Annotated in this window: 22 protein-coding genes, 5 tRNA genes and 1 rRNA gene (1 of these 28 running past the window's edge); 2 read left to right on the plus strand and 26 right to left on the minus strand. The window is 61.6% G+C overall.

The genetic code is table 11. The features are described 5' to 3' along the window. Nucleotides 1-28 precede the first annotated feature (28 nt). Complete coding sequence (locus tag THECO_RS16990; protein WP_015256261.1) at nucleotides 29-979, minus strand: ROK family glucokinase; 951 nt, start codon at nucleotides 977-979, stop codon at nucleotides 29-31. A 193-nt stretch (nucleotides 980-1,172) separates the two neighbouring features. Here THECO_RS16990 and THECO_RS16995 point away from each other — a divergent pair, with 193 nt between their 5' ends. Then, nucleotides 1,173-1,754, plus strand: a complete 582-nt coding sequence (locus THECO_RS16995; RefSeq protein ID WP_041854614.1) for a TetR/AcrR family transcriptional regulator — start codon at nucleotides 1,173-1,175, stop codon at nucleotides 1,752-1,754. 92 nt (nucleotides 1,755-1,846) lie between these two features. Then, nucleotides 1,847-2,257 carry a DUF4064 domain-containing protein gene (locus THECO_RS17000; protein ID WP_015256263.1) on the plus strand — a complete coding sequence of 137 codons (411 nt, stop codon included), beginning with the start codon at nucleotides 1,847-1,849 and terminating at the stop codon, nucleotides 2,255-2,257. A 115-nt stretch (nucleotides 2,258-2,372) separates the two neighbouring features. On the opposite strand, the gene trxB is transcribed toward THECO_RS17000, so the two are convergent. From trxB to THECO_RS17125, 25 genes are all read right to left on the minus strand, one after another. Then, nucleotides 2,373-3,329, minus strand: a complete 957-nt coding sequence (gene trxB, locus THECO_RS17005) for a thioredoxin-disulfide reductase (RefSeq protein WP_015256264.1) — start codon at nucleotides 3,327-3,329, stop codon at nucleotides 2,373-2,375. Nucleotides 3,330-3,491: 162 nt separating this feature from the next. Next, a complete protein-coding gene (locus tag THECO_RS17010; RefSeq protein WP_015256265.1) occupies nucleotides 3,492-5,228 on the minus strand; it encodes a tetratricopeptide repeat protein in 1,737 nt (578 codons plus the stop codon). A 56-nt stretch (nucleotides 5,229-5,284) separates the two neighbouring features. Next, nucleotides 5,285-6,235 carry a ribose-phosphate diphosphokinase gene (locus tag THECO_RS17015; RefSeq protein WP_015256266.1) on the minus strand — a complete coding sequence of 317 codons (951 nt, stop codon included), beginning with the start codon at nucleotides 6,233-6,235 and terminating at the stop codon, nucleotides 5,285-5,287. Between the two features lie 74 nt (nucleotides 6,236-6,309). Continuing rightward, nucleotides 6,310-7,116, minus strand: coding sequence for a histidinol-phosphatase HisJ (gene hisJ / locus THECO_RS17020; protein WP_015256267.1), 807 nt, complete (start codon nucleotides 7,114-7,116; stop codon nucleotides 6,310-6,312). Beyond that, nucleotides 7,113-7,775: a bifunctional phosphoribosyl-AMP cyclohydrolase/phosphoribosyl-ATP diphosphatase HisIE gene (hisIE, locus tag THECO_RS17025; protein ID WP_015256268.1), complete on the minus strand. Its 663-nt coding sequence runs from the start codon at nucleotides 7,773-7,775 to the stop codon at nucleotides 7,113-7,115. Before hisIE ends, hisJ begins: the two co-directional genes overlap by 4 nt. Beyond that, a complete protein-coding gene (hisF, locus tag THECO_RS17030) occupies nucleotides 7,772-8,530 on the minus strand; it encodes an imidazole glycerol phosphate synthase subunit HisF (protein ID WP_015256269.1) in 759 nt (252 codons plus the stop codon). Before hisF ends, hisIE begins: the two co-directional genes overlap by 4 nt. Before the next feature lie 282 nt (nucleotides 8,531-8,812). Then, nucleotides 8,813-9,436, minus strand: coding sequence for an imidazole glycerol phosphate synthase subunit HisH (gene hisH / locus THECO_RS17035; protein WP_015256270.1), 624 nt, complete (start codon nucleotides 9,434-9,436; stop codon nucleotides 8,813-8,815). Nucleotides 9,437-9,440: 4 nt separating this feature from the next. Next, nucleotides 9,441-10,040, minus strand: a complete 600-nt coding sequence (gene hisB / locus THECO_RS17040; RefSeq protein WP_015256271.1) for an imidazoleglycerol-phosphate dehydratase HisB — start codon at nucleotides 10,038-10,040, stop codon at nucleotides 9,441-9,443. A gap of 4 nt (nucleotides 10,041-10,044) precedes the next feature. Beyond that, nucleotides 10,045-11,355, minus strand: coding sequence for a histidinol dehydrogenase (gene hisD, locus THECO_RS17045; RefSeq protein ID WP_015256272.1), 1,311 nt, complete (start codon nucleotides 11,353-11,355; stop codon nucleotides 10,045-10,047). Between the two features lie 394 nt (nucleotides 11,356-11,749). Further along, entirely contained in the window at nucleotides 11,750-12,388 is a 639-nt protein-coding gene (gene hisG, locus THECO_RS17050; protein ID WP_015256273.1) for an ATP phosphoribosyltransferase, read from the minus strand. Beyond that, nucleotides 12,381-13,625 carry an ATP phosphoribosyltransferase regulatory subunit gene (locus THECO_RS17055; protein WP_015256274.1) on the minus strand — a complete coding sequence of 415 codons (1,245 nt, stop codon included), beginning with the start codon at nucleotides 13,623-13,625 and terminating at the stop codon, nucleotides 12,381-12,383. Before THECO_RS17055 ends, hisG begins: the two co-directional genes overlap by 8 nt. 141 nt (nucleotides 13,626-13,766) lie before the next feature. Further along, nucleotides 13,767-14,414 (minus strand): hypothetical protein, encoded by a 648-nt coding sequence (locus THECO_RS17060; protein WP_015256275.1) that lies wholly within the window; start codon nucleotides 14,412-14,414, stop codon nucleotides 13,767-13,769. A gap of 85 nt (nucleotides 14,415-14,499) precedes the next feature. Continuing rightward, complete coding sequence (locus tag THECO_RS17065) at nucleotides 14,500-14,997, minus strand: acyltransferase (RefSeq protein WP_015256276.1); 498 nt, start codon at nucleotides 14,995-14,997, stop codon at nucleotides 14,500-14,502. Further along, the gene (ppaX, locus tag THECO_RS17070; protein ID WP_015256277.1) at nucleotides 14,994-15,650 is read right to left on the minus strand and encodes a pyrophosphatase PpaX; all 657 of its coding nucleotides are present in this window, start codon (nucleotides 15,648-15,650) and stop codon (nucleotides 14,994-14,996) included. The genes THECO_RS17065 and ppaX overlap by 4 nt, the downstream gene beginning before the upstream one ends. Then, entirely contained in the window at nucleotides 15,625-16,797 is a 1,173-nt protein-coding gene (gene lgt, locus THECO_RS17075; RefSeq protein WP_015256278.1) for a prolipoprotein diacylglyceryl transferase, read from the minus strand. The genes ppaX and lgt overlap by 26 nt, the downstream gene beginning before the upstream one ends. A gap of 15 nt (nucleotides 16,798-16,812) precedes the next feature. Continuing rightward, entirely contained in the window at nucleotides 16,813-17,751 is a 939-nt protein-coding gene (gene hprK, locus THECO_RS17080; protein WP_015256279.1) for an HPr(Ser) kinase/phosphatase, read from the minus strand. A gap of 200 nt (nucleotides 17,752-17,951) precedes the next feature. Then, complete coding sequence (locus THECO_RS17085; RefSeq protein WP_015256280.1) at nucleotides 17,952-19,073, minus strand: ABC transporter ATP-binding protein; 1,122 nt, start codon at nucleotides 19,071-19,073, stop codon at nucleotides 17,952-17,954. Between the two features lie 93 nt (nucleotides 19,074-19,166). Further along, entirely contained in the window at nucleotides 19,167-20,279 is a 1,113-nt protein-coding gene (locus THECO_RS17090) for a PucR family transcriptional regulator (protein ID WP_015256281.1), read from the minus strand. Nucleotides 20,280-20,352: 73 nt separating this feature from the next. Further along, nucleotides 20,353-21,309, minus strand: coding sequence for an MraY family glycosyltransferase (locus tag THECO_RS17095; RefSeq protein WP_041853974.1), 957 nt, complete (start codon nucleotides 21,307-21,309; stop codon nucleotides 20,353-20,355). Between the two features lie 126 nt (nucleotides 21,310-21,435). Next, nucleotides 21,436-21,521, minus strand: a tRNA-Tyr gene (locus THECO_RS17100). Nucleotides 21,522-21,536: 15 nt separating this feature from the next. Next, nucleotides 21,537-21,612, minus strand: a tRNA-Phe gene (locus THECO_RS17105). Nucleotides 21,613-21,622: 10 nt separating this feature from the next. Then, a tRNA-Asp gene (locus THECO_RS17110) sits at nucleotides 21,623-21,699 on the minus strand. Nucleotides 21,700-21,720: 21 nt separating this feature from the next. Further along, nucleotides 21,721-21,796 (minus strand) — tRNA-Val (locus THECO_RS17115). Between the two features lie 5 nt (nucleotides 21,797-21,801). Continuing rightward, a tRNA-Met gene (locus THECO_RS17120) sits at nucleotides 21,802-21,878 on the minus strand. A gap of 161 nt (nucleotides 21,879-22,039) precedes the next feature. Beyond that, nucleotides 22,040-23,396: ribosomal RNA gene (locus tag THECO_RS17125) — 23S ribosomal RNA — on the minus strand (it continues 1,602 nt past the right edge of the window).

The following is a 23,396-nucleotide window of genomic DNA, read 5'->3' on the forward strand; positions in this document are numbered from 1 at the left end:
GGCCGGTCACAACCGGCCTGCACGTTCATCAAGAACGCAGAATGAGCCCTGCTGCGCCGACGACCCCCGCGTTGTTGCCGAGTTCGGCCGGCACGATTTCCACGCCCTTCGAAGCAGCTTCCAGAGCATGCTTGAAATACGCTTCGCGGATTTGCTCGAACAGATACTCGCCCGCTTTGGCAACGCCGCCGCCGATGATGAACCGCTGCGGGTTGACGACGACCGACACAAGGGCCATCGACTTGCCGAGATAGTGCGCCGCGCGCTGCACGATGCGCGCCGCCGTCTCATTGCCGGCTTTCGCCGCGTCGAAGACGTCCTTCGCCGTGATCGTATCCAGACCGGCCAGCGGCGCCAGGTCGCCGCGCGCCACCGCGTCCTTGGCCATCCGGATGATGCCCGTAGCGGACGATACCGTCTCCAGGCAGCCTTTCTTGCCGCAGCCGCATTGAATGGCTTCCAGATCGGGCACAATGGCGATATGCCCGAGCTCGCCGGCCATCGCGTTGAAGCCGACGACGATGCGGCCGCCGATGATGATGCCGCCGCCGACACCCGTGCCGAGCGTGTACATCACGCAATCGGACACGCCGCGTCCTGCGCCGCCCCACGCTTCGCCTAGCGCCGCCACGTTCGCGTCATTGTTGATCAGCACCGGCTTGCCGAGCTGTTCGGAGAGATAGCTCTTCAGCGGCGCATTCCGCAGAACAAGGTTGGGCGAGGTGAGCAGAACGCCGTTCTGAATGTCCAGGAATCCCGGCACGCCGAGGCCGACGCCTTCGACGTCGTCCCAGGAAGCGGACATTTGCTCAACAACGGTACGGGCATATTGGGCCATATTGGCCATTACCCGGTCGCTGCCTTTCTCATTCTCGGTCGGTCCTTCGAAGGTATGCAGCAGCTTGCCGTCCTCGCTGCATACGCCCGCTTTAATCGCTGTACCGCCGACATCCAGGCCGACGTAAAGCTTACCCGACATGACAAGGCCACCTCAATCACTGTGTTAACTGCTCTTTTCACTATAAGCGAACGGTATGTCGAGGTCAAGAATGCGGGCGTCCTGTCATGGTCGCGGATACTGCCTTTGTCCTTGTTGACAGGGCGTAAGTAGGTGTGCTTAAATGTGAATGAACGAAAAAATATTCATTCACCAGAAAGGGAAGGAACGCGACGTGGACATCAAAACCGCGATTTTCGATTGCGGCAAGGAGCTGTTCAGTGCAAAAGGGTTCAAAAAAACGAATATCAAAGAAATAGCCGAAAAAGCGGGTATTGGCGTAGGCACCTTCTACAATTACTACGCTTCCAAGGAACAGCTTTTCATTGAAATCTACAAAAAGGAAAATGAAAAGCTGAAACATCGCCTGATCGAAACGCTGGATCTGACGCAGGAGCCGGTGCAGCTCGTCGGCAGGCTGCTCAGGGAAAACCAGGAGGCCATCCAGGCGAACCCGATTTTGAAGGAGTGGTATAATCGCGACTTCTACAAGGAACTCGAGAAGCATTACCGGGATGAAGACGGCCGCAGCATGGATTCCGTCCGGGAATTTTTCTTGGAGCTGCTGCGCAGCTGGAAGCGGCAGGGAATGCTGCGGGATGATATCGATGAGGAGCTGCTGCCCGTTTTCTTCGATTCGCTGGTTTGCATCGACATGCATAAAGAGGAGATCGGCATCGAGCATTTTCCGAAAGTGATGCAATATTTGATTGAATTCATCATCAACGGGCTGACGAAGCCGAAGCATCAGCAATGATGCGCGTTTTTTTGCAGCATGATGAATGAATAATAAAATATTCATTCACCCAGGGCACAAATAAAATTACTCAAGACGGAGGAGTATCACGAATGAAACGTACATTTGAAATTGCTTTAAGCGTTCTTGGGATTATTGCAAGCCTGGTCATGGTCGGAACCGGCATTGTCTTTTTGTATCTGACGAAAAGCGAAAAGTTTTTGCAGTACCTGGAAGAAGGATGGAGCGAAAGCGAAAATGCATACACCTTGGAGCAGCTGGGTCAGGCAGGGACGATGTTTATCACCCCCGGGTTGATCGGCATCGCCCTCGGGCTGTGCGCCGTCTGGCTGCTCAAGGGCAACCGGAATGCCGCCGTTGCGGGCTGGGGCTTGATCATCGTGTCTGTAGCATTATGCTTCGTTTCCCTGTTTGCCGCCATACCCGGTCTTTTCTACATTGCCGCAGGCATCCTGGCACTTGCGAGAAAGCCGAAGTTGAAGATGTCGAAGGCGTTGAGATAAGAAAACTTTCATCGAATCATGCAGACGCGATCGCGGTTCGGCAGCGTCAAAAAAACCGCCGACGGCCGGATGCTCCTTCCGTCGGCGGATTCCCGCATGCCATACTTATTGCAGCTTACAGCGAATGACTCCAATCGTGCACGGCGTTGCCTTCGAGGAACCGTTCGCACTCGAGCGCCGCCATGCAGCCGCTGCCCGCCGCCGTGATGGCCTGGCGGTACTTCTTGTCCTGCACATCGCCGCAGGCGAACACGCCCGGCACATTCGTTTCGGTGGTCCCCGGCTTCACGATGATGTAGCCCTGCTCATCGGTCTCGATCTGGCCGTCCAGGAACTTCGTGTTCGGCGTATGGCCGATCGCGACGAAAACGCCCTCCGCCTCGATCAGCTCTTCTTCACCCGTCTCGTTGTTGCGCACCTTCAGCCCGGTGACGCCGAGCGGACCGGCCACCACTTCAAGCGGCGTCCGGTTCAGATGCCAGCTGATCTTCTCGTTCGCCCGCGCGCGGTCCTGCATGATCTTCGACGCGCGCAGCTCGTTCCGGCGGTGCACCAGCTTCACTTCCGTCGCGAAGCGCGTCAGGAAGTTCGCTTCCTCCATCGCCGAGTCGCCGCCGCCGACCACGACGATTTTCTTGCCGCGGAAGAAGAACCCGTCGCAAGTCGCGCACGTGCTGACGCCGCGGCCGACGTTGTCCTTCTCGCCCGGGATGCCGAGATATTTCGCGGAAGCCCCGGTCGAGATGATCAGCGTCTCCGCCTGCAGCGGCTCCGCCATGCCCTCGACCTCGAGCGTGAACGGCCGCTTCGACAGATCGACGCGGTTCACCCAGCCCGTCTTGAATTCGGCGCCGAACCGCTCGGCCTGCTTGCGCATGTTCGCCATCAGTTCAGGCCCCATGATGCCGTCCGGGAATCCCGGGAAGTTCTCGACTTCCGTCGTCGTCGTCAGCTGCCCGCCCGGCTCCGGCCCTTCGATGACGAGCGGGTTCAAGTTCGCCCGCGCCAGATAAATCGCCGCCGTCAGGCCCGCCGGGCCCGTGCCGATAATGATCGATCGATATACCGTCATTCTGGTCTCCCTCCTGCTTCCCGGCATGGCCGGCAGATCCCGGATCCGCGATCCGCACGCCGCCTGCCGTTAATCTGCCCGCTCAGAGCCTGTATATCCTGCCAAGGACGATGACGTCTTGACGATGACACCCGCGATAAACGCCGTTCCCGCGCGCCCGCGCTAATCGCCCTCGGCCTCGCCCTGCATGTGCGCCGCCTTCATCCTGTCCCGGATGCCGCACACCTCGTCGATGCGGCGGACATGCTTGCACACGGTCGCCGCCGACACGCCGTAGCGCATCGCCGCTTCCTCGAAGGTGATCCCCTTGCGGTGCATTTTCGCCGTCAGATACTCGAGCGCCGCCGCCCATCCTTCCGCCTTGCGGATGACCGGCGTCTCGGGATACAGCCGCTGCAGAAACTCCGCCCACAGCGTCAGCAGATCGTGCTGCTGCACCGCGTCAAAGCGGTTCTTGATGCGCTGCATCGCCGCCTCGATGACCGCCTGCCACCGCGCGTTCGCGGCGGGCATCCGGACCGGCATCCGGTTCGCTTCGATGACCACCCGCTCTCCGCCCAGCACCGCCTCGATCGGCCCGTTGTCTCCGATGCCGCGCAGGACGAAGACCGCGACGCGCTTGAGCATGTCGTCTTCCTCGGGCAGCCTCAAAAATTCGCGCAGCGCCTCCTTCACCTCGTCGTCCCCGACGAGGCTGAACGCCTGGATGACCTGCAGCTTCATCCTGCGGTCGCCGTGGCGCAGCGCCCAGAAGAACGACGAGCGGACGAGCGGGTCCCGCTTCATCCGTTCGGGCAGCTCGTCGCCCGAGCCTTCCCAGCGCCGGAGCTGCTCCTCGAACGGCAGATGGTAGTGGTAGCTGGACGGCGGAGACATCCTGCCGGACTTCAGGTCGTCCAGATGCTGCAAATAATACTCGGCCACGCCCGCTTCCGGATCGAGCAGCGCCGCCTCCTTCCACAGCCGCGCGGCTTCATCCAGGCGGCCGATGTTGCTGGCCGCGACGGCCGTGTAGTGCAGGAGGCATGGGTCCCGATGGCCGGACAGCTCGCGGAGCAGCCGCCGGAAATGGCCGTACGCCGCCTCATGCTCGCCGAGAATGCCCATCGTCGTCGCGAGCTTGAACGCCAGCTCCGGCTGCATCGGCACCATCTTGCGCAGCGCCCCGACGATCGCCAGCGCTTCCTCCCGGCCGCCATTGTGCATGCGGAAGATCGCGAGATTGCACAGCGCGTGCAGATTGCCCGCGTCCATCTTCAGCACATCCCGGACGGTGTCCGCCGCCTGATCGAACAGGCCCATGTAATAATAGGCGAGCGCCAGATTGTTGCGCGCCGCCAGAAATTCGGGCTGCTCCTCGATGATCGTCTTCAGCAGCTTGACCGCCTCGACGAACTTCCCTTCCTCGAGCAGCTGCCGGGCGCGCTCATGGTCGTGCAGCCGGCCGCGCGCCTTCACGACCGGCTGCTTCAGCGGCCGGTCCAGCTCGTAGTGAAGCAGATCCATCATCTCTTCCGCTTCCTCGAGAAACTGGCCGTCCGCGTCTTCTTCCAGATATTGGACGAGCGCTTCCTCCGCCGCCTCGTACATTTCCATGTTGGCGTAATTGTTCGCCATGTAGAACCAGCATTCCGTCATCGACGGGTCGAGTTCGTCCAGCACCTTCTTCAGGATGTTGTTCGATTCCTCGTAGTTGCCCATCTCGGACAGAATGCCCGCCATGTTGCAATGATTCACCGGATTGTCCGGCTCGTATTCGACAGCCTTGCGAAAATAGCGGAGTGCCTTGTCGTAGCGGAAGCGGTCCAGCGACCGGACCGCACGTTCATAAAAGAAGGCGGCGTCCAGCTGGATCGGGATGATTTTCGCGCGGGGCGCCGCTTTGTTCTTCTTGCGCATACGATCAGGCACCTCCCGTGCTTCGATTTTGCATCGATTATATCACATCACGGGTTCTAGACGCCCGCATTCTTGAACAGCGTGCTGATCGAACCGCCCTGGATGATGATCCGGGTCGCTTCCGCCAGCATCGGCGCGACGCTGATGACTTTGAACCGGTCCTCCGACAGATCCGGCTGGAAAATGGAGTCCGTCACGACCACTTCGCGAATGTTCGGATGGCCGAGCTTCTCGATGGCCGGATTCGAGAACAGCGGGTGCGTCGCGCAGACGATTGCGTCTTCCGCCCCGCGTTCCTTCAGACTCTCCACGACGTTGATGATCGTCGAGCCGGTGTCGATCAGGTCTTCGATGATGATCGGCGTCTGTCCTTCGACATCGCCGATGACATGCGTAATGACGGATTCGTTGTGTTTCGGGCGTTTCTTGATCATGATGGCGAAAGGCGCGTTCAGGTAGTTTGCCAGTTTCTCCGCCGTCGACGCCCGTCCTGCATCCGGCGAAACGACGACCGGATTGCGAATGTTCTTCGATTTCAGATAATCGCTGATCAGGTCAAGCGCGGTCAGGTGATCCACCGGAATGTTGAAGAATCCCTGGATCGCCGGAGCGTGCAGATCGAGCGTAATGATCCGGTCTGCGCCCACCGTCGTCAGCACGTCCGCCACCATCTTCGCCGAGATCGGCTCCCGCGGCGCCGATTTGCGTTCCTGCCGCGCGTAGCCGTAATACGGGATCATAATGTTGATCGTCCGCGCGGACGCCCGCTTCGCCGCGTCGATCATGACGAGCAATTCGACAAAATGCTCGTTGATCGGATGAGAGAACGACTGGACGAGGAAGACGTCGCAGTTGCGGACCGACTCCTCGTAGTGAACGTAGACTTCGCCGCTCTTGAAGCGCGAAATCTTGATTCTGCCCAGGGTGCAGCCGAGCTCCGCGCATATGCGCTCCGCCAGCAGTTGGTTCGACGACCCCGAGAAAATACGCACCTTATCGCTGAACATGACACCCTCCTGAAATTTTGCGAATCCGTTTCGAGCCGCATGCCAACTTCATTATACATCGGCGACGGCCTTTTTCAAAAATCGACGAGAATCCGCCTGCGTCCTTCGAACGTCGCAAGCTGCGCGTACCCCGCATCCTTCAGCGCCGCCCTCGCCTCGTCGAGATACTGCCCCAGCCGCTCCGGCTGATGCGCGTCCGAACCGAGCGTGACCGGAATGCCGAGCTCGCGCGCCTTTGCCAGCATCCGCCGCGACGGGAACATCTCCGCGCACGGCATCCGGAGCCCCGAGGCGTTCAGCTCGATCGCGACGCCCGCTTTCGCCGCCGCCGCAAGCGCCATGTCCTCCAGATGCGTCACATCGCCGCCCGGCTGCACGCCGAACCGCTTGATGACGTCGATGTGGCCGATCACGTCGTAGAAGCCGGTCGCCGCCGCCTTGCACACCGCGTCGTAATACTGCTCGTACACGGCCATCGGATCGCGGCTTTTCCAACCGTCCGTCTGCCGGTAGTCCGTGATGTCCCATTCGCCGAGAAAATGCACCGAACCGATGACATAATCCCACGGGTATCCCCGGACGATCCGCTCGATTTCTTCCTCGTACCCTTCGATGTAGTCGCCTTCGAGCCCGACGCGGACTTCGATGACACCCTTGTACTTCTCCTTCAGCGCGAACGCTTCTTCCACATAGCGCGGCAGCTCGTCCATCGGCATCGCCATCCCGGGATAATAGACGGCCGGATCGACATGGATGAGCGGCATATGGTCGGACAGGCCGATGTGATCGAGCCCGATCCCGATGCCCCGCTTCACATAATCCTCGAGCGAGCCCTCGGCGTGTCCGCACCGCGCATGGTGGGTATGATAGTCGATCTTCATCGCATTTTATTCGTCGTCGGCTTGCCTTCGCGGCTCGCAAGTTCCGCCATGACGTCATCCAGCGGCAGCCCGCGCTCCCGCAGCAGCACCATCATGTGGAAAATGAGATCCGCCGTCTCGTACCGCAGCTCGTCGTTGTCCCGGTTTTTCGCCGCGATGATCACTTCCGCCGTTTCCTCGCCGACTTTTTTCAGAATCTTGTCGATGCCCTTCTCAAAAAGATACGTCGTATAGGTGCCTTCCGGCCGTTCCGCGTAACGCTTCGCAATGATCCGCTCCAGCTCGCCGATCATCCGGAACCGGTCCGCCGCAGGCTCGCGCTCGGCGTTTCCGTCCGGCTTGATCTCGTGATGGAAGCAGGTGTACTTGCCCGTGTGGCAGGCCGGTCCGATCTGTTCCACCTGGACGAGCAGCGCGTCGCCGTCGCAATCGTAAGCGATCGACTTCACCTTCTGCTTGTGTCCGCTGGTTGCGCCCTTGTTCCACAACTCCCCGCGGGAGCGGCTCCAGAACCAGGTTTCCCCGGTTTCCAGCGTCTTCGCCAGCGACTCGCGGTTCATGTACGCGAGCATCAGCACTTCCTTGCTGACCGCATCCTGGACGACGGCCGGCACAAGCCCGTCATCGTTCCAGCGGATCGACTCCGCCAGTTCGCTCATCGCACTTCCACTCCCTTGCGGCGCAGATCGTCCTTGACCTCGCCGATCGTCATTTCCTTGTAATGGAACACCGAAGCCGCCAGCCCGGCGTCCGCCAACCCTTCCGCGAACACCTCGTGGAAATGCTCGACCTTGCCGGCGCCGCCCGACGCGATGACCGGAATCGACACCCGCTCGGACACGGCCCGCGTCAGCGCGATGTCGAAGCCGTCTTTCGTGCCGTCCTTGTCCATGCTCGTCAGCAGAATTTCGCCGGCGCCGAGCGCTTCGGCCCGCTGCGCCCACTCAAGCGCGCGGATGCCGGTCGGTTTGCGGCCTCCGTGCGTATAGACTTCCCATTCTCCCCATTCGGGATTGAACTTTGCGTCGATCGCGACGACGATGCACTGCGCGCCGAAGACGCGCGAGCCTTCCGCGATCAGATCGGGATTGAGCACCGCCGCCGTATTGATGCCGATCTTGTCCGCGCCGGCGCGAAGCAGCGTCTTCATGTCGTCGACATGCGCGATCCCGCCGCCGACGGTGAACGGAATCGTGATCTCGCCGGCCGTCCGGCGCACGACATCGACCATCGTCTTCCGCCCTTCGTGGGAAGCGGAGATGTCGAGGAAGACCAGCTCGTCCGCTCCTTCCCGGTCATACGCCGCCGCGAGCTCCACCGGATCGCCGGCGTCGCGCAGATTGACGAAATTGACGCCTTTCACGACGCGTCCGTCTTTCACATCCAGGCACGGGATGATCCGTTTCGCTAACATGATGGCTCCTTTCCGCATGCCGGCCCGTCCGGGTCGCGGTTCTCCCCCTCATCCGTCCGGACCGCGCATCGCATTGCACCCTATCGATCCGCGGGCTGCTCCCGCGCCTCTCCCGGGCGGTTGCCGCCACCCGAACGATCTTCAACCTCCGTAGCGGTCACCGCCGCCTGGGCCGTGGACCGATAGCGACCTCGGGGCCGTCACAGCCCTGGACCGCGGTCATTGCATTCCGGGCATCCACAGTCCCGCGGACAGACACCGTCCCCCGGGCCGTGATCCGCATTACGACGATTCGGTCTGCACCTTCGTCGTCAGCGACAGGAACCGGCCCAGCAGCCGCATGCCCAGCTCGCCGCTTTTCTCCGGATGGAACTGCATGCCGTACAGCCCGCCGCGGCCGACGATCGCCGTGACCGGACCGTGGTAGTCCGTCGTCGCCAGCAGATCGCCTTCATGCTCCGGAAGCACATGGTAGGAATGCACGAAATAGACGTGGCCGGGATCAAGTCCTTCCGTCAGCGGATTCTCCCGCTCGAACTTCAGCCGGTTCCAGCCCATGTGCGGCACCTTGAACGGCCCTTGGAACCGGACGACGCGGCCGGGCAGCAGCCCGAGCCCTTCGTGCCGGCCGTGCTCCTCGCTCTCGCTGAACAGGAGCTGCATGCCGAGGCAGATGCCGAGCATCGGCCTCCCCGAGCGGGCGAATGCCTTCGCCGCCTCATCCAGCCCCGTCTCGCGCAGATTGCGCATCGCGTCGCCGAACGCGCCGACGCCGGGCAGAATCGCGCCGTCAGCGGCGAGGATTTCCCCGGGGTCGCTCGTCACCTTCGCTTCATGGCCGAGCCGTTCGACCGCCTTGCTGACGCTGTGCAGATTGCCCATGCCGTAGTCGATGATCGCGATCATGTTGTTACAGCACTCCCTTGGTCGACGGGACGCCCTGCACGCGCGGATCGAAGCTCGACGCTTCGTCCAGCGCCCGGCCAAGCGCCTTGAACACCGCTTCGATCATGTGGTGGGTGTTGCGCCCGTAGTGCACGATGACATGCAGCGTAATGCGCGCCTCCAGCGCCAGCTTCCACAGAAATTCATGCACCAGCTCGACGTGGAAGCTGCCGACCGTCTGCGCCGGGTACTCCGCCCGGTACTCGAGGTGCGGGCGGTTGCTGATGTCGACCGCCACCTGCGCCAGCGCCTCGTCCATCGGAATGAACACGTTCGCATAGCGCCGGATGCCGCGCTTGTCGCCGAGCGCCTCGAGGATCGCCCGCCCGAGGCAGATGCCGATGTCCTCAACCGTATGATGATCGTCGACATCGACGTCGCCGCTGGCCTCCACCTTCAGATCGAAGTGGCCGTGCTTCGCGAACAGCTCGAGCATGTGACCCAGGAACGGCACGTCCGTCTCGATCGACGTCTCCCCCGTCCCGTCGAGCGCGAAGCTCAGCTTGATGTCCGTTTCGCCTGTTTTGCGGGCGATGTCCGCCGCGCGTCTGACCGGTTCCGTCATCGCTTCAGCCTTCTTTCATTCCAATATCTTTGACTTGCTCCTTCATCAGCCGAACCTCGACGGCGCGGGCGTGAGCCTCCAGCCCCTCGCGGCGGGCCAGCGCCATGATCTTGCCGCCGTGCTTGAGCAGCGCTTCCCGGCTGTAGCGGATCAGGCTCGACTTCTTCACGAAGTCGTCAACGCCGAGCGCCGACGCGAAACGCGCCGTGCCGTTCGTCGGCAGAATGTGGTTCGGTCCGGCGAAATAGTCGCCGACCGGCTCCGTGCTGTACGCACCGAGGAAAATCGCGCCGGCATTCTCGATCCGCCCCACGACTTCCATCGGGTCCGCCGTCATGATCTCGAGATGCTCCGGGGCGAGCCGGTTGACGACCGCGATTCCTTCATCCAGCGAATCGACGGTCAGAATCGCGCCGTAGTCGTCGATCGACTTGCGCGCGATCGCCGCCCGCGGCAGATCGGCCAGCTGCCGCTCCACCTCGTCCGACACCGCCTTCGCCAGCCCGGCCGACGACGTCACGAGCACCGCGGACGCCATCTCGTCGTGCTCCGCCTGCGACAGCAGGTCGGCCGCAATATAGACCGGGTCGGCAGACCCGTCGGCCAGCACGACGATCTCGCTCGGCCCGGCGATGCTGTCGATATCGACCGCGCCGTATACCTCGCGCTTCGCCAGCGCCACATAGATGTTGCCGGGACCGCAGATTTTGTCGACCGGCGCGATCGTCTCCGTGCCGTAGGCGAGCGCGGCGATCGCCTGCGCCCCGCCGACCCGGTAGATCTCCTTCACGCCCGCCTCGGCGGCCGCCACGAGGATGTAAGGGTTGATCCCCGCCTGGCCGCCCGTCGCCGGCGGCGTCACCATGACGATCTCGGCCACGCCGGCCACCTGTGCGGGAATGAAGTTCATCAGGACGGAGGACGGATAAGCCGCCTTGCCGCCCGGCACATAGACGCCGACCCGCCGCAGCGGCCGGACGATCTGGCCGAGCAGCGTGCCGTCCGGCGACGGCTCCATCCACGACTTCTGTTTCTGCTTTTCGTGGAACGCGCGAATGTTGGCGGCAGCCTCCCGGATCGCCGCGAGGAACTCCTCGTCCACCTGGCCGTATGCCGCCTGAATCTCTTCTGCCGTCACCTTCAGCCCGGACGCCTCAAGCTTCACGCCGTCAAACCGCTCGGTGAACTCAAGCAGCGCCGCGTCGCCTTTCGCCCGCACCGCCGCGACGATCTCCCGGACCGCCGCGTTCTGCTCCGGGCTGCCGTATTCGACTTCGCGCTTCAGATTGAATGCGCTCGCCGCCATGATGCGCATGGCCCACACCCCTCACTGATTCGTCACTGCGCCTGTATCGCCCAATCTGGTGCAAAAATGCACCAGATTCATGCGCCAAACGCCGGAATCGCCCAATTTGGTGCAAAAATGCACCAGATTCACACCAACTTGCCGGAACAGGTCCAAATGTAGTGCAAAAATGCACCAGATTTGCGGTCCAATCGTCGGAATCGCCCAATTTGGTGCATACATGCACCAGATTCTCGTACGGAACGCCGGAATCGCCCAATTTGGTGCATACATGCACCAGATTCCATTCGGAGCCGCCGCTCAGACGTCCGCACGCCGGCCGCTCCCGCGAATTTCCGTCAGCAGCCGGCCTTCCGGCCCCCGCCAGCCGCCCGCTGTCCGGCTCCTGGCCGCCTTGCGCGCCTCACGGCCGGGCGCCGCGCTGCAGCGTCTGCTGCAGCCGGTCGCACAAAGCCTGGATCGCTTCGTTCTTCATCCGGTAGCTGACCCGGTTCGCGATGAGCCGGCTCGTCACGTCGAACATCGTCTCCATCTCGACCAGGCCGTTCTCGCGCAGCGTTGCCCCGGTCTCGACCATGTCGACGATCCGGTCGGCCAGGCCGACGAGCGGCGCCAGCTCGATCGAGCCGTTGAGCTTGATCACCTCGACCTGCTGCCCCCGCTCGCGGAAATATTGCGACGCGACGTTCGGATACTTCGTCGCCACCCGCGGGTGGATGACGGGCTTCCAATCCGGCAGCCCGATCACCGACATCCGGCACTTCGCGATGCCGAGATCCAGCAGCTCGTACACATCCTTGTTCTCTTCCATCAGCACGTCCTTGCCGACGACGCCGATATCGGCCACGCCGTATTCGACATAGGTCGGCACGTCGACCGGCTTGGCCATGATGAACGACATCCCCGCATCGGGCACATCGAAGATCAGCTTGCGGCTGTCGTCGAAATCGTCCGGGATCGGCAGCCCCGCCTCCCGGAACAGCTGCGACGCCTGCTTGTAAATCCGCCCTTTCGGCATCGCGACCATCAACGTGTCACGCATGTTTACCGCCTCCGTCCGCGCCTTTGCCCGTCGATCCGACAAAGCGCTCGAACCGTTCGTAAGCCGCGCCGTTGTGCAGGATCGGGCCGCCTGCTTGCAGCGCCCGTTCCAGCGCCCCGGCTTCTTCGGCCGACATCTGCGCCGTCACGGCAACAAGGCCCTCGGCGCGCAGCCGGCCCGCTTCGGCCAGCGCGGCGGCTCGTCCGGCAGCGTCGTAGCCGATCAGCGTCCGGCCTCTGCCCGATTCGTCCGCGCCGCCGTCCACAAGATCGAGGATGCGCGTCGTCTTCAGCGCGAAGCCCGTCGCCGGCGAAGGCCGGCCGAACTGCGCCAGCAGATTGTCGTACCGGCCGCCGCTGACGACGGGGAACCCGAGATCCGCCGCGTAGCCTTCAAACGTCATTCCGGTATAATAAGAGAAATCGCCGATCATCGTCAGGTCGATCAGCACGTGTTCCGTCACGCCGTATGCGTCCAGCACGTCCCAGATCGCGCACAGATGGTCGATCGCCGCCCGCGCCGCCGGATCGCCGCTCAGACTCTTCGCCTGCCGGCACGTTTCCTGACCGCCGCGCAAGCGCAGAATGTCTTCGAGCTCCCGCTCCGCCTGCTCCGGCAGCCCGAGCGAACGGAGCCGTTCGCGATAGCCGACGTGGTCGCGGCTCAGCAGGTAGGCTTTGAGCTCGCGCTGCGCCTCCGCGCTCTCGCTGAGCTTCTCCTCCAGCAGCCCGTTCAGGAAGCCGACGTGGCCGATGGCGATCTTGAACCGGCTCACGCCCGCCGCCTGCAGCGAAGCGATCGCGAGCGCGACGACCTCGGCGTCGGCCTCGGGCGTCGGATCGCCGATCAGCTCGACGCCGGTCTGGAAGAACTCCGCTTCCCGCCCGGCTTCCTCTTCAATGGCGCGGAAGACGTTCGCGTGATAGGAAAGCCGAAGCGGCAGCGGCGCATCCTTGAGCAGCGACGCGGCGACGCGCGCGATCGGCGCCGTCATGTCGGAACGGAGCACAAGCGTCGTGCCCCGGTTGTTGAGCAATTTGAACAGCTTGCTGTCGGACGTCGCGCTGGCGACGCCCACCGTATCGTAATATTCCATTGTCGGCGTCATGATCTGCTCGTAGCCCCACCGCTTCATGCATTCGAGCACCTGCTGCTCGATATGCCGCAGTTTCGCCACGACATGGGGCAGATAATCCTTGACGCCGGCCGGTTTTTCGAAACCTCTCGGTTTGGCCATAGCACGGGTCACCTGCAGTTGCTTTATCTCGTTAAAGCGTTAATATGTTACCATACTGCCAAAATAAAGGGATTGACCGTATCGTAACACGACGAGGCGGCCCCGTCAAGCCGAGGCCGCCCGCATCACACCACTCAACCGTCATATTCGATTCCGCCGCTGCCGGAAGGCCCGTGCGAACAGCCAGGCCAGCAGCGCCGCCAGCGCGAGGCCGCCGGTCCACAGCACCGCGGGCGACGTCGCATCCCGCACGGAATGGCGCGTCGCGGCCGGCGTGTCCTGCGGCACGAGCCGTTCATAGATCGTCTTCACCTTCAGGCCGTACCGGGCGAGATACCGGTCCACTTCCTCCTGGCTGTAATATCTCGATTCGGCCCGGCCGTTCTTCAGTTTGATGAAGCCCTGATGAACGCCGGCGATCGTATAACCGCCGTCCGCCGTCTTCTGGAGCAGCACCAGGTAGGACGAACCTTTGTCGAGGACGCCCTCATCGCCGAATTGCAGGACGCGCGCCGTCAACTCCGATTTCTTCTCCAACCCGCCCTTGAGCGGAATGTCGATGCGGAACGTGTACCGATGCTCCGTATCGCTGTCTTTCATCCTGTCCGTCACCGTGCCCACGAACACGATATCCGCGTGAACCGAGAGCTCATCCAGGGATTCAATTGGGAAATTAAGCGCTTCCACTTCGCGGGATGCGTGAGCCGCGAAGAGCATTGCCGTCCATACGGCCAACAGGACCATCATGACCGCCTTGGCGCGCCGTCCCGGTGTCCGAACCCGGTGCATCCCGCACCCCTCCCCGTCCTTACGCTTTCATTACATATGACGCGGAGGGGCCGGCAAACGTTGCGTTCCGACCGGCATTTTTTTATTACTCCGGCTGCCGCTTGTCCACCCGCAGATCCCGCAGCGGATTGCCCCCGACGAACGCGCCGGGCGGCACATCCTTGTGCACGACGGAGCCCGCCGCCACGACGGCGCCGTCGCCGATCGTTACGCCGGGCAGAATCGTTACGTTCGCGCCGATCATCACGTTGTCGCCGATCACGACGTCGCCGAGCCGGTACTCGCGTATCAGATATTCATGCGCCAGAATCGTCGAGTTGTAGCCGATGATGGTGTTGCTCCCGACCCGGATCCGCTCCGGGAAAAAGACATCCACCATCACCATCAGGGCGAACGCCGTGTTCCGTCCGACCTTCATCCCGAGCACATGCCGGTAGATCCAGTTCTTGAGCGGCAGCGAGGGGCAGTAGCGGGCCAGCTGGATGAAAATGAAATTCCGCACCGCCTTCATCCGGCTGACCGTCTTGTACACCTGCCACAGCGAATTCGGTCCTTCCACCGGATAGCGCTCCACGTTCCTCACGGCGTCCTCCGCTCCAATCCCGCAAGTTCGTACAGGTCGCGCATGTCATGGATGATGTGCCGCGCGCCCGTCTCCAGCAGCACCCGCTCGCCCTTGAGCGACCAGGCGACGCCGACCGGCACGGCGCCGGCGGCCAAGGCCGACTGCATGTCGGCAGGGCTGTCGCCGACCATGAGCGCCCGCTCCGGGCGGACGTCCAGCGCCTCCAGCGCCTTGAGCACCGGCTCGGGATGCGGCTTCGGGTGCTCCACGTCGTCGAACGCGACGACCGCGTCCATGAAACCGTCGATGCCCGCGAGCTTCATGCCGCGCGACGCCGTCAGCCGCATCTCCGTCGTGACGACGCCGATCTTGAGCCCGGCCGCCTTGAGCCGCTCCAGCACCTCGGCCACATGCGGGAAAGGCTTTACCAGCGCGTCATGCTCGCGCAGGTTGTACTCCCGGTATGCCGCGAGCAGATCGTCGACATCGTCCCGTCCGGTAAAATGCCTGAGCTGATCCTTCAGCGGCTTGCCCATGTGCGGAATGATGTGCTCCCGGCCGAATTCCGGCGGCGTCACGCCGCGCAGCGCATGGAGAAACGAGCGGATGATCAGTTCGTTCGTATCGAGAATCGTCCCGTCCAGGTCAAACAGTACGGCCGCTGTCGTCATCGTGCTGCAGTCCTTTCGCCCCGGTGCTGTCAGCGGGTTTCGTATCTCCCGCATCCTGCGCCTTGTCCTCTGACGGCTTGTCCGCTTCCGTCTCGTCCGCCGCCTCCGACTCGCGTGAAATGTTGCGCTCATTGGGCGCATTCGCATCGCGCGATGCATCCGACGCCGGTTCATCCGCCTCATCGGCCATCCGATCATCCTTGAGCGGCAATGCGGCCGCGCCATCGGGACGTCTTACAATGATCGGATCGGCGTACCGCTCCGACGACGCGCCGCTGAGGCGCCGGTAGATCGCGAGCGCAATGCCCGCCGCGATGAGCAGCACGGCGAGCAGCTGCGACGTGCGCACATTGCCGTAATTCGGATCCAGATAGCCTTGCTCGAACAGGGCGGTCATCGGCGACCACAGGCCGTTCAGCAGCGACGCCAGCCACTCCGGCCCCTGGAAGGCCAGGCTGTCCGTGCGCAGTCCTTCGATGAAGAACCGCCCGGCCGAATACCAGATGAGGTAGCCGAGGAACACTTCGCCCGCGCGCATGAACGACTGGCGGCGCAGGACGAGCAGCAGCACCAATCCGGCGAGATTCCAGAGCGACTCGTACAGGAATGTCGGGTGATAGTATGTTCCGTTTATGTACATCTGATTGACGATGAAGTCCGGCAGATGGAGCGTGTCCCGCAGGAACGACTCTTCGACGGGGCCGCCGTACGCTTCCTGGTTGACGAAATTGCCCCAGCGGCCGATCATCTGACCAACCAGTAACGAAGGCGCGCAGATGTCGGCAATCCGCCAGAACGGATACCCTTTCACCCTGATGTAGATGGCGCCACTTATGACGGCGCCGATCAGCGCGCCATAGATGGCGATGCCGCCGTGCCAGATCGCGAAGATCTCCCGGAAGTTGTCCTTGTAGTTCTCCCATTGGAACGCCACATAGTAGGCGCGCGCCGCGATCAGCGCCGACGGCGTGCCGATCAGCATCAGATCCATGAAGAAATCCGAAGAGATGCCGAACCTGCGCCCTTCCCGGATGGCGAGCAGCAGGCCCAGCAGCGCTCCGAAGCCGATGATCGTGCCATACCAGGTCAGATTGATCGGACCGAGCCGAAGCAGGACCGGATCAATCGCCAGTTCAAAAACACGCATCGCCCGTCCGCCCCCTTATTCGAAATCATCCATATCTTCCGCGATGGATTCCGTCAGCTTGTTCGTGAATTGGAGCGCGGCATTGTATCCCATCCGCTTCAGCCGGTAATTCATCGCCGCCACTTCGACGATGACCGCCAGGTTGCGGCCCGGCCGGACCGGCACGGTGACGAGCGGCACATCGGTCTCGATGATGCGGGTCATTTCCTCATCCAGCCCGAGGCGGTCATACTGCTTCTCCTGCTGCCAGTTCTCCAGACGGATGACCATCTCGATCCGTTTCTGCGTCCGGATGGCGCCGGCGCCGAACAGCGTCATCACATTGATGATGCCGAGGCCGCGGATTTCGAGCAGATACCGGATCAGTTCTGGAGCCGACCCGTACAGATGACCGTCCGATGTCTGGATGATCTCGACCGCATCGTCGGCGACAAGCCGATGGCCGCGCTTCACCAGCTCCAGCGCCGTCTCGCTCTTGCCGATGCCGCTGGAACCCGTGATGAGCATGCCGATGCCGTACACATCGACCAGCACGCCGTGGATCGTCGCCGTCGGCGCCAGCCGCTGCTCGAGGAAGCCGGTCATCTTGCTGATCAGATAGGTCGTCGCCATGGAGGAACGAAGCACGGGGATTTGCTTCCGGCCGGCCTCCTCGATCAGTTCTTCGGGCACCTCGAGGCCGCGCGTGACGATGATGCACGGCGTCTCGTCCCGGCAGAGCCGGCTCACCCGGTCTTTCCGGACCTCCGGCTCGAGCGTCTGGAAGAATGTCAGCTCGGTGCGGCCGAGGATTTGAATGCGTTCGCCAGGATAATGTTCGAAATATCCCGCCATCTCGAGGCCGGGACGATGCAGGTCATCCACCGTAATGCTGCGGCCTAAGCCTTCCGCACCCGCCACGACCTCCAGTTGGTATTGCTTGACCAATACGGACACTTTAACGGCTTTTGCCAACGTCTTGCCTCCTTGCCGCCTGCGTTCGCGGCGCTGATGACTGACCGAAAGCCTTGTACGGCTCCCGGTTTCCGCTTGTTACCATCGTAACCGATCGGATGCGGTTTGCGCAACGCGGGGATATGCGCGCGGCACCCGCGGACAACAGAAAAGCCGCCTCGATGAGGCGGCCCGGTTGACTTGTGCGCTGATCCAGCGGATCAGGTCTCGAAAATGTTCAGTTCCGATTCCGGATCGAACAGATGAATCTTGTTCATGTCGATCGCCAGCTTGATGTTCGCGCCTTCCTTCACATCGGAACGGCCGTCCAGACGGGCGATGACTGTATCGCTGCCGAGTCCGGCGAGATAAACGTTCTTCTCGTGGCCGAGGTTTTCCACGACTTCCGCGAGCGCCGACACGATGCTCTTCGGCGATGCTTCCAGGAAGACCGGCTCGTCATGGAAGTCTTCGGGACGAACGCCCAGGATGACTTCTTTATTGACATAGCCTTTCTCGCGGACGATGGCTGCCTTGCCTTCCGTCAGCTCGATGTCGAGGCCGTCCGCCTTGAAGTGAACGGCGCCGTCGCGCTCGTACAGGCCGCCTTTGATGAAGTTCATCGCCGGCGAACCGATGAAGCCTGCAACGAACATGTTGACCGGATGGTTGTACAGCACTTCCGGCGAATCCGCTTGCTGGATGACGCCGTCTTTCATTACGACGATCCGGTCGCCCATCGTCATAGCTTCGATCTGGTCGTGGGTGACGTAGATAACCGTCGTCTCAAGCCGCTTCGCGAGTTTCGAGATTTCCGCCCGCATCTGCGTACGCAGCTTCGCGTCGAGGTTGGAGAGCGGCTCGTCCATCAGGAACACTTGCGGTTCGCGGACGATGGCGCGGCCCAGCGCGACGCGCTGACGCTGACCGCCGGAGAGCGCTTTCGGCTTCCGGTCCAACAGATGCTCAATGTCGAGGATCTTGGCAGCTTCGCGGACGCGTTTGTCGATGTCGGCTTTCTTGAACTTCCGCAGCTTCAGGCCGAACGCCATGTTTTGATAGACGTTCATGTGCGGATACAGCGCGTAGGATTGGAAGACCATCGCGATGTCCCGGTCTTTCGGGGCAACGTCGTTTACGAGGCGGTCGCCGATGTACAGCTTCCCTTCCGTGATCTCTTCAAGTCCGGCGATCATCCGCAGCGTCGTTGACTTGCCGCAGCCGGACGGACCGACGAGAACGAGGAATTCCTTGTCCTTGATATCGAGGTTGAAGTCCTTGACCGATGCGACATCGGAGCCGGGATACCGTTTGTATACGTGTTCCAAGCGTACGCCTGCCATGCGTTTCTTCCCCCTAAGCTCTTATTGGAGTGCTTATTACCATCTTAGCGTACAGCAGCCGCCTAAGAAAATGCACAAACCATACAAAAAAAACTACTTTCTTTTCGTTACTTTATACAATAGCAGAATGATCTTCACCAGCACGGCATCCCGGAACAGGCGCACATCGAGCCCCGTCTCCTGCTTCAGCTTGTCCAGCCGGTACAGCAGCGTGTTGCGGTGGATGAACAGCTTCTTCGCCGTATCGCTCACATTGCAGTTCATGGCGAAAAACGTCTCCAGCGTCGTCACGATCTCCGGCTCAAGCAGCAAATCGGTTCGGCTCGCGGCCTGTTCGATGAACCGGAGCCGCTGCTCATCCGGGATGCTGTTCAGCAGCCGCTCCAGATGGATGTTCCAGGGAAGATGGACCGTGTCGCCTTGATGGAACCGGCGCCCGAGAGCAACCGTCTCGCGCAGGAGGTATACCGTATCGACCAATGCAGCGGACGGCACGATCGGATGGGCGACCGCGATATGGTTCTCGCCGAGCCATTCGCTGGTGAGCATGTCGTGCATGCCCCGCGCCACGCTCTCCAGCAGTTCCTCCGGCGTCTCCTCGATTTCCCCCCTGCTGCCGACCTCCTCATAGAGCAGCGAATCCGGAGCGAGAATGAGCCACTCCTGCTCGCGGAGCGGCACGAGCAGCACGTCCGTTTCGAGATACGTCTGCAGCAGCTTCTCCAGTTCCGCATCGTTCGCCTTGGCCGCATGATCGGCGAGCAGAAGAAACGGGATCCATTCGATGTTGAGCCGTCCGCCCGCGTTGAACTCATCCGGGACAGCCGCCTGCAGACGGCCGGCGCCGATCTGTTCCTGAATCCATTCGCCGAGCCTTTGCATTTCCCGGTTCAGCGGCCGTTCCCGGCCTTCTTCGGCATGGCTGTCGCGCTCCAGTTCCAGCAGCAGCCATTCGAGCAGCTGCTCTTCCCGCCGGGTAAGGTCGCCAGGCTGAAGGTCGGCATACTCCACCTTCTCATCGTCGGCACGGACGATCAATCGGATCGTGCCGTCCGGCAGCCGGAAACGGCTTCCGGAGCGGATCCGGTCACCCGGCTCCAGGCCGACGCCCTGCCATGCGGATTCCCGTTCGCCGAGCGGCAAACCCGCCGTCATGATCGGCGCGCCCAGCAGCGATTCCAGTTTCGATCTCCAGGACAACTCCATCGCAACGCTCCTATCCGCACCCGAATACCGTTATTGTAACACAATTCGGACAGGTGGTGCCTTCCGGCGTCGATCATGCGCCCCATGCGAGCAGCAGCACGATCGACAGCAGGGCGAATACGATGGACAGCAGATAGAGAAACGATACGGTCTGGATCTGGGTGAGCCCCCATCGCATCAGCGCATGATGCGTATGGAGATTGTCCGCCTTGTGCAGCCCGCGGCCTTCGGCGAGCCTCCTCGCCATGACGATGATGGTATCCATGATCGGGACACCGAGCGCCAGCATCGGGATCAAAATGGTGATGAGCGTAGCGCTTTTGAGCGAGCCTTCCACGGCGATCAGCGACAAAGCATAGCCGAGGAATGCCGCCCCGGCGTCACCCATGAAAATGCGGGCGGGATAGAAGTTGAAAGCGAGGAACGCGGCGCATGCTCCGAACAGGATGAGCGCCAGCATCGCCGTATCCGTCTGTTGCCGGATGACGGCGGTCAGGAACAGCGTCAGCGACGAGATCATGGAGACGCCGGCGGCCAGCCCGTCCACGCCGTCGATGAAATTGATCATATTCGTAAGCGCGAAGATCCACACCACGGTCGAGATGACGGATGCCCATTCCGGCAGTATGATCATGCCGCCCGGTCCGGGCGAGGATACGCCGATGATGCGGATATCGAGCAGCACCGGCACGAATGCGGCCGTCAGATAGACGATCACGCGCGGCCAGATCGGAAATTCATATCCCTTGGCCTTCGCCGTGTCATCCAGCAGACCGATGAACACAATGAGCAGTCCGCCGACTGCGACGGCGACGGATAGCGAAGATCTGCCACCGAACAGCAGCATCGCCGCTGCGGTGGCGGCGTAGATTGCGGCGCCTCCGAGCAGCGGCACGGGAGCGGCATGAACTTTGCGCGGTCCCGGCATGTCCACGTAGCCGTGCCGCAAGGCGAACCGCGTAACATACGGCACGACCAGGAGCACGGCGAAGAAAGCGAACAATGCGCTGATGACCGCAAGCAACATCATCCCACCCCGATTCCACGGTTTGGGTTTTAGCTTTCCCTATTGCCGCTCCGCTAAACCAAGGAAGGAACTTTGACGAAATGCAAAAAACCTCCTGCGCTTATGCGCAAGAGGCTTCATTCGTGAAAGTGGTGGAGGGCGATGGATTCGAACCACCGAACCCGACTGGGAGCAGATTTACAGTCTGCCGCGTTTGGCCACTTCGCTAGCCCTCCACGGTAAACAATCCATGGTGGCTCGGGACGGAATCGAACCGCCGACACGAGGATTTTCAGTCCTCTGCTCTACCAACTGAGCTACCGAGCCTTGATTTGAATGGCGGAGCCGACGGGATTCGAACCCGCGATCTCCTGCGTGACAGGCAGGCATGTTAGGCCTCTACACCACGGCTCCGCGATAGGTAATGAACTTGAATGGTGGAGGCTGACGGGATCGAACCGCCGACCCTCTGCTTGTAAGGCAGATGCTCTCCCAGCTGAGCTAAGCCTCCAGGTATGGTAGCGGCAGAGGGCCTCGAACCCCCGACCTCACGGGTATGAACCGTACGCTCTAGCCAACTGAGCTATGCCGCCGCGTTACAGGGGCGTTGCCGCTGTCAGCGGCTGCGGTTCCCCCGCCTTGCACCCTGAAAACCGGATGCGAATGATTTGCTTCAAGCTGAACCCGTTTCCGGGGCCCCCGCAAAGTAATCGGACTACGCTTCGAAGCGAATCGTCACTTTGTGGGGTAAATTTAGGATAAGCCCTCGACCGATTAGTATTCGTCAGCTTCACGCGTTGCCGCGCTTCCACCTCGAACCTATCAACCTGGTCATCTTCCAGGGGTCTTACCTTTACAGTGGGAAATCTCATCTTGAGGGGGGCTTCGCGCTTAGATGCTTTCAGCGCTTATCCCTTCCGTACTTGGCTACCCAGCGGTGCTCCTGGCGGAACAACTGGTACACCAGCGGTACGTCCATCCCGGTCCTCTCGTACTAAGGACAGCTCCTCTCAAATTTCCTGCGCCCGCGACAGATAGGGACCGAACTGTCTCACGACGTTCTGAACCCAGCTCGCGTACCGCTTTAATGGGCGAACAGCCCAACCCTTGGGACCTACTTCAGCCCCAGGATGCGATGAGCCGACATCGAGGTGCCAAACCTCCCCGTCGATGTGGACTCTTGGGGGAGATAAGCCTGTTATCCCCAGGGTAGCTTTTATCCGTTGAGCGATGGCCCTTCCATTCGGTACCACCGGATCACTAAGCCCGACTTTCGTCCCTGCTCGACTTGTCAGTCTCGCAGTCAAGCTCCCTTCTGCCTTTACACGCTCCGAATGATTTCCAACCATTCTGAGGGAACCTTTGGGCGCCTCCGTTACGCTTTGGGAGGCGACCGCCCCAGTCAAACTGCCCGCCTGACACGGTCCCTGCACCGGATCACGGCGCCAGGTTAGAACTTCGATACGATCAGGGTGGTATCCCAACGGCGCCTCCACCGAAGCTGGCGCTCCGGCTTCCCAGGCTCCCACCTATCCTGTACAGACCGTACCAAAGTCCAATATCAAGCTGCAGTAAAGCTCCATGGGGTCTTTCCGTCTTGTCGCGGGTAACCTGCATCTTCACAGGTACTAAAATTTCACCGGATCTCTCGTTGAGACAGCGCCCAAGTCGTTACGCCATTCGTGCGGGTCGGAATTTACCCGACAAGGAATTTCGCTACCTTAGGACCGTTATAGTTACGGCCGCCGTTTACTGGGGCTTCGGTTCACAGCTTCGGCCTAAACCTAACCGCTCCCCTTAACCTTCCAGCACCGGGCAGGCGTCAGCCCGTATACTTCGCCTTGCGGCTTCGCACAGACCTGTGTTTTTGCTAAACAGTCGCTTGGGCCTTTTCACTGCGGCCCCCTCGGGCTATTCACCCTACCGGGGCACCCCTTCTCCCGAAGTTACGGGGTCATTTTGCCGAGTTCCTTAACGAGAGTTCTTCCGCGCGCCTCAGCATGCTCTGCTTGCCTACCTGTGTCGGTTTGCGGTACGGGCACCTTCGCCTGGCTAGAGGCTTTTCTCGGCAGCCAGAACGCATGACCTTCGGTACTACAAGTTTCCCTCCC

Origin of the sequence: Thermobacillus composti KWC4, assembly GCF_000227705.2 — a bacterium.
In the GTDB taxonomy this organism is placed as follows: domain Bacteria; phylum Bacillota; class Bacilli; order Paenibacillales; family Paenibacillaceae; genus Thermobacillus; species Thermobacillus xylanilyticus.

Coding starts and splice junctions, on each gene's coding strand:
- THECO_RS16990 (WP_015256261.1), bottom strand. CDS start 979: ATGTCGGGTAAGCTTTACGTCGGCCTGGATGTCGGCGGTACAGCGATT.
- THECO_RS17000 (WP_015256263.1), top strand. CDS start 1,847: ATGAAACGTACATTTGAAATTGCTTTAAGCGTTCTTGGGATTATTGCA.
- trxB (WP_015256264.1), bottom strand. CDS start 3,329: ATGACGGTATATCGATCGATCATTATCGGCACGGGCCCGGCGGGCCTG.
- THECO_RS17010 (WP_015256265.1), bottom strand. CDS start 5,228: ATGCGCAAGAAGAACAAAGCGGCGCCCCGCGCGAAAATCATCCCGATC.
- THECO_RS17015 (WP_015256266.1), bottom strand. CDS start 6,235: ATGTTCAGCGATAAGGTGCGTATTTTCTCGGGGTCGTCGAACCAACTG.
- hisJ (WP_015256267.1), bottom strand. CDS start 7,116: ATGAAGATCGACTATCATACCCACCATGCGCGGTGCGGACACGCCGAG.
- hisIE (WP_015256268.1), bottom strand. CDS start 7,775: ATGAGCGAACTGGCGGAGTCGATCCGCTGGAACGATGACGGGCTTGTG.
- hisF (WP_015256269.1), bottom strand. CDS start 8,530: ATGTTAGCGAAACGGATCATCCCGTGCCTGGATGTGAAAGACGGACGC.
- hisH (WP_015256270.1), bottom strand. CDS start 9,436: ATGATCGCGATCATCGACTACGGCATGGGCAATCTGCACAGCGTCAGC.
- hisB (WP_015256271.1), bottom strand. CDS start 10,040: ATGACGGAACCGGTCAGACGCGCGGCGGACATCGCCCGCAAAACAGGC.
- hisD (WP_015256272.1), bottom strand. CDS start 11,355: ATGCGCATCATGGCGGCGAGCGCATTCAATCTGAAGCGCGAAGTCGAA.
- hisG (WP_015256273.1), bottom strand. CDS start 12,388: ATGCGTGACACGTTGATGGTCGCGATGCCGAAAGGGCGGATTTACAAG.
- THECO_RS17055 (WP_015256274.1), bottom strand. CDS start 13,625: ATGGCCAAACCGAGAGGTTTCGAAAAACCGGCCGGCGTCAAGGATTAT.
- THECO_RS17060 (WP_015256275.1), bottom strand. CDS start 14,414: ATGCACCGGGTTCGGACACCGGGACGGCGCGCCAAGGCGGTCATGATG.
- ppaX (WP_015256277.1), bottom strand. CDS start 15,650: ATGACGACAGCGGCCGTACTGTTTGACCTGGACGGGACGATTCTCGAT.
- lgt (WP_015256278.1), bottom strand. CDS start 16,797: ATGCGTGTTTTTGAACTGGCGATTGATCCGGTCCTGCTTCGGCTCGGT.
- THECO_RS17085 (WP_015256280.1), bottom strand. CDS start 19,073: ATGGCAGGCGTACGCTTGGAACACGTATACAAACGGTATCCCGGCTCC.
- THECO_RS17090 (WP_015256281.1), bottom strand. CDS start 20,279: ATGGAGTTGTCCTGGAGATCGAAACTGGAATCGCTGCTGGGCGCGCCG.
- THECO_RS17095 (WP_041853974.1), bottom strand. CDS start 21,309: ATGATGTTGCTTGCGGTCATCAGCGCATTGTTCGCTTTCTTCGCCGTG.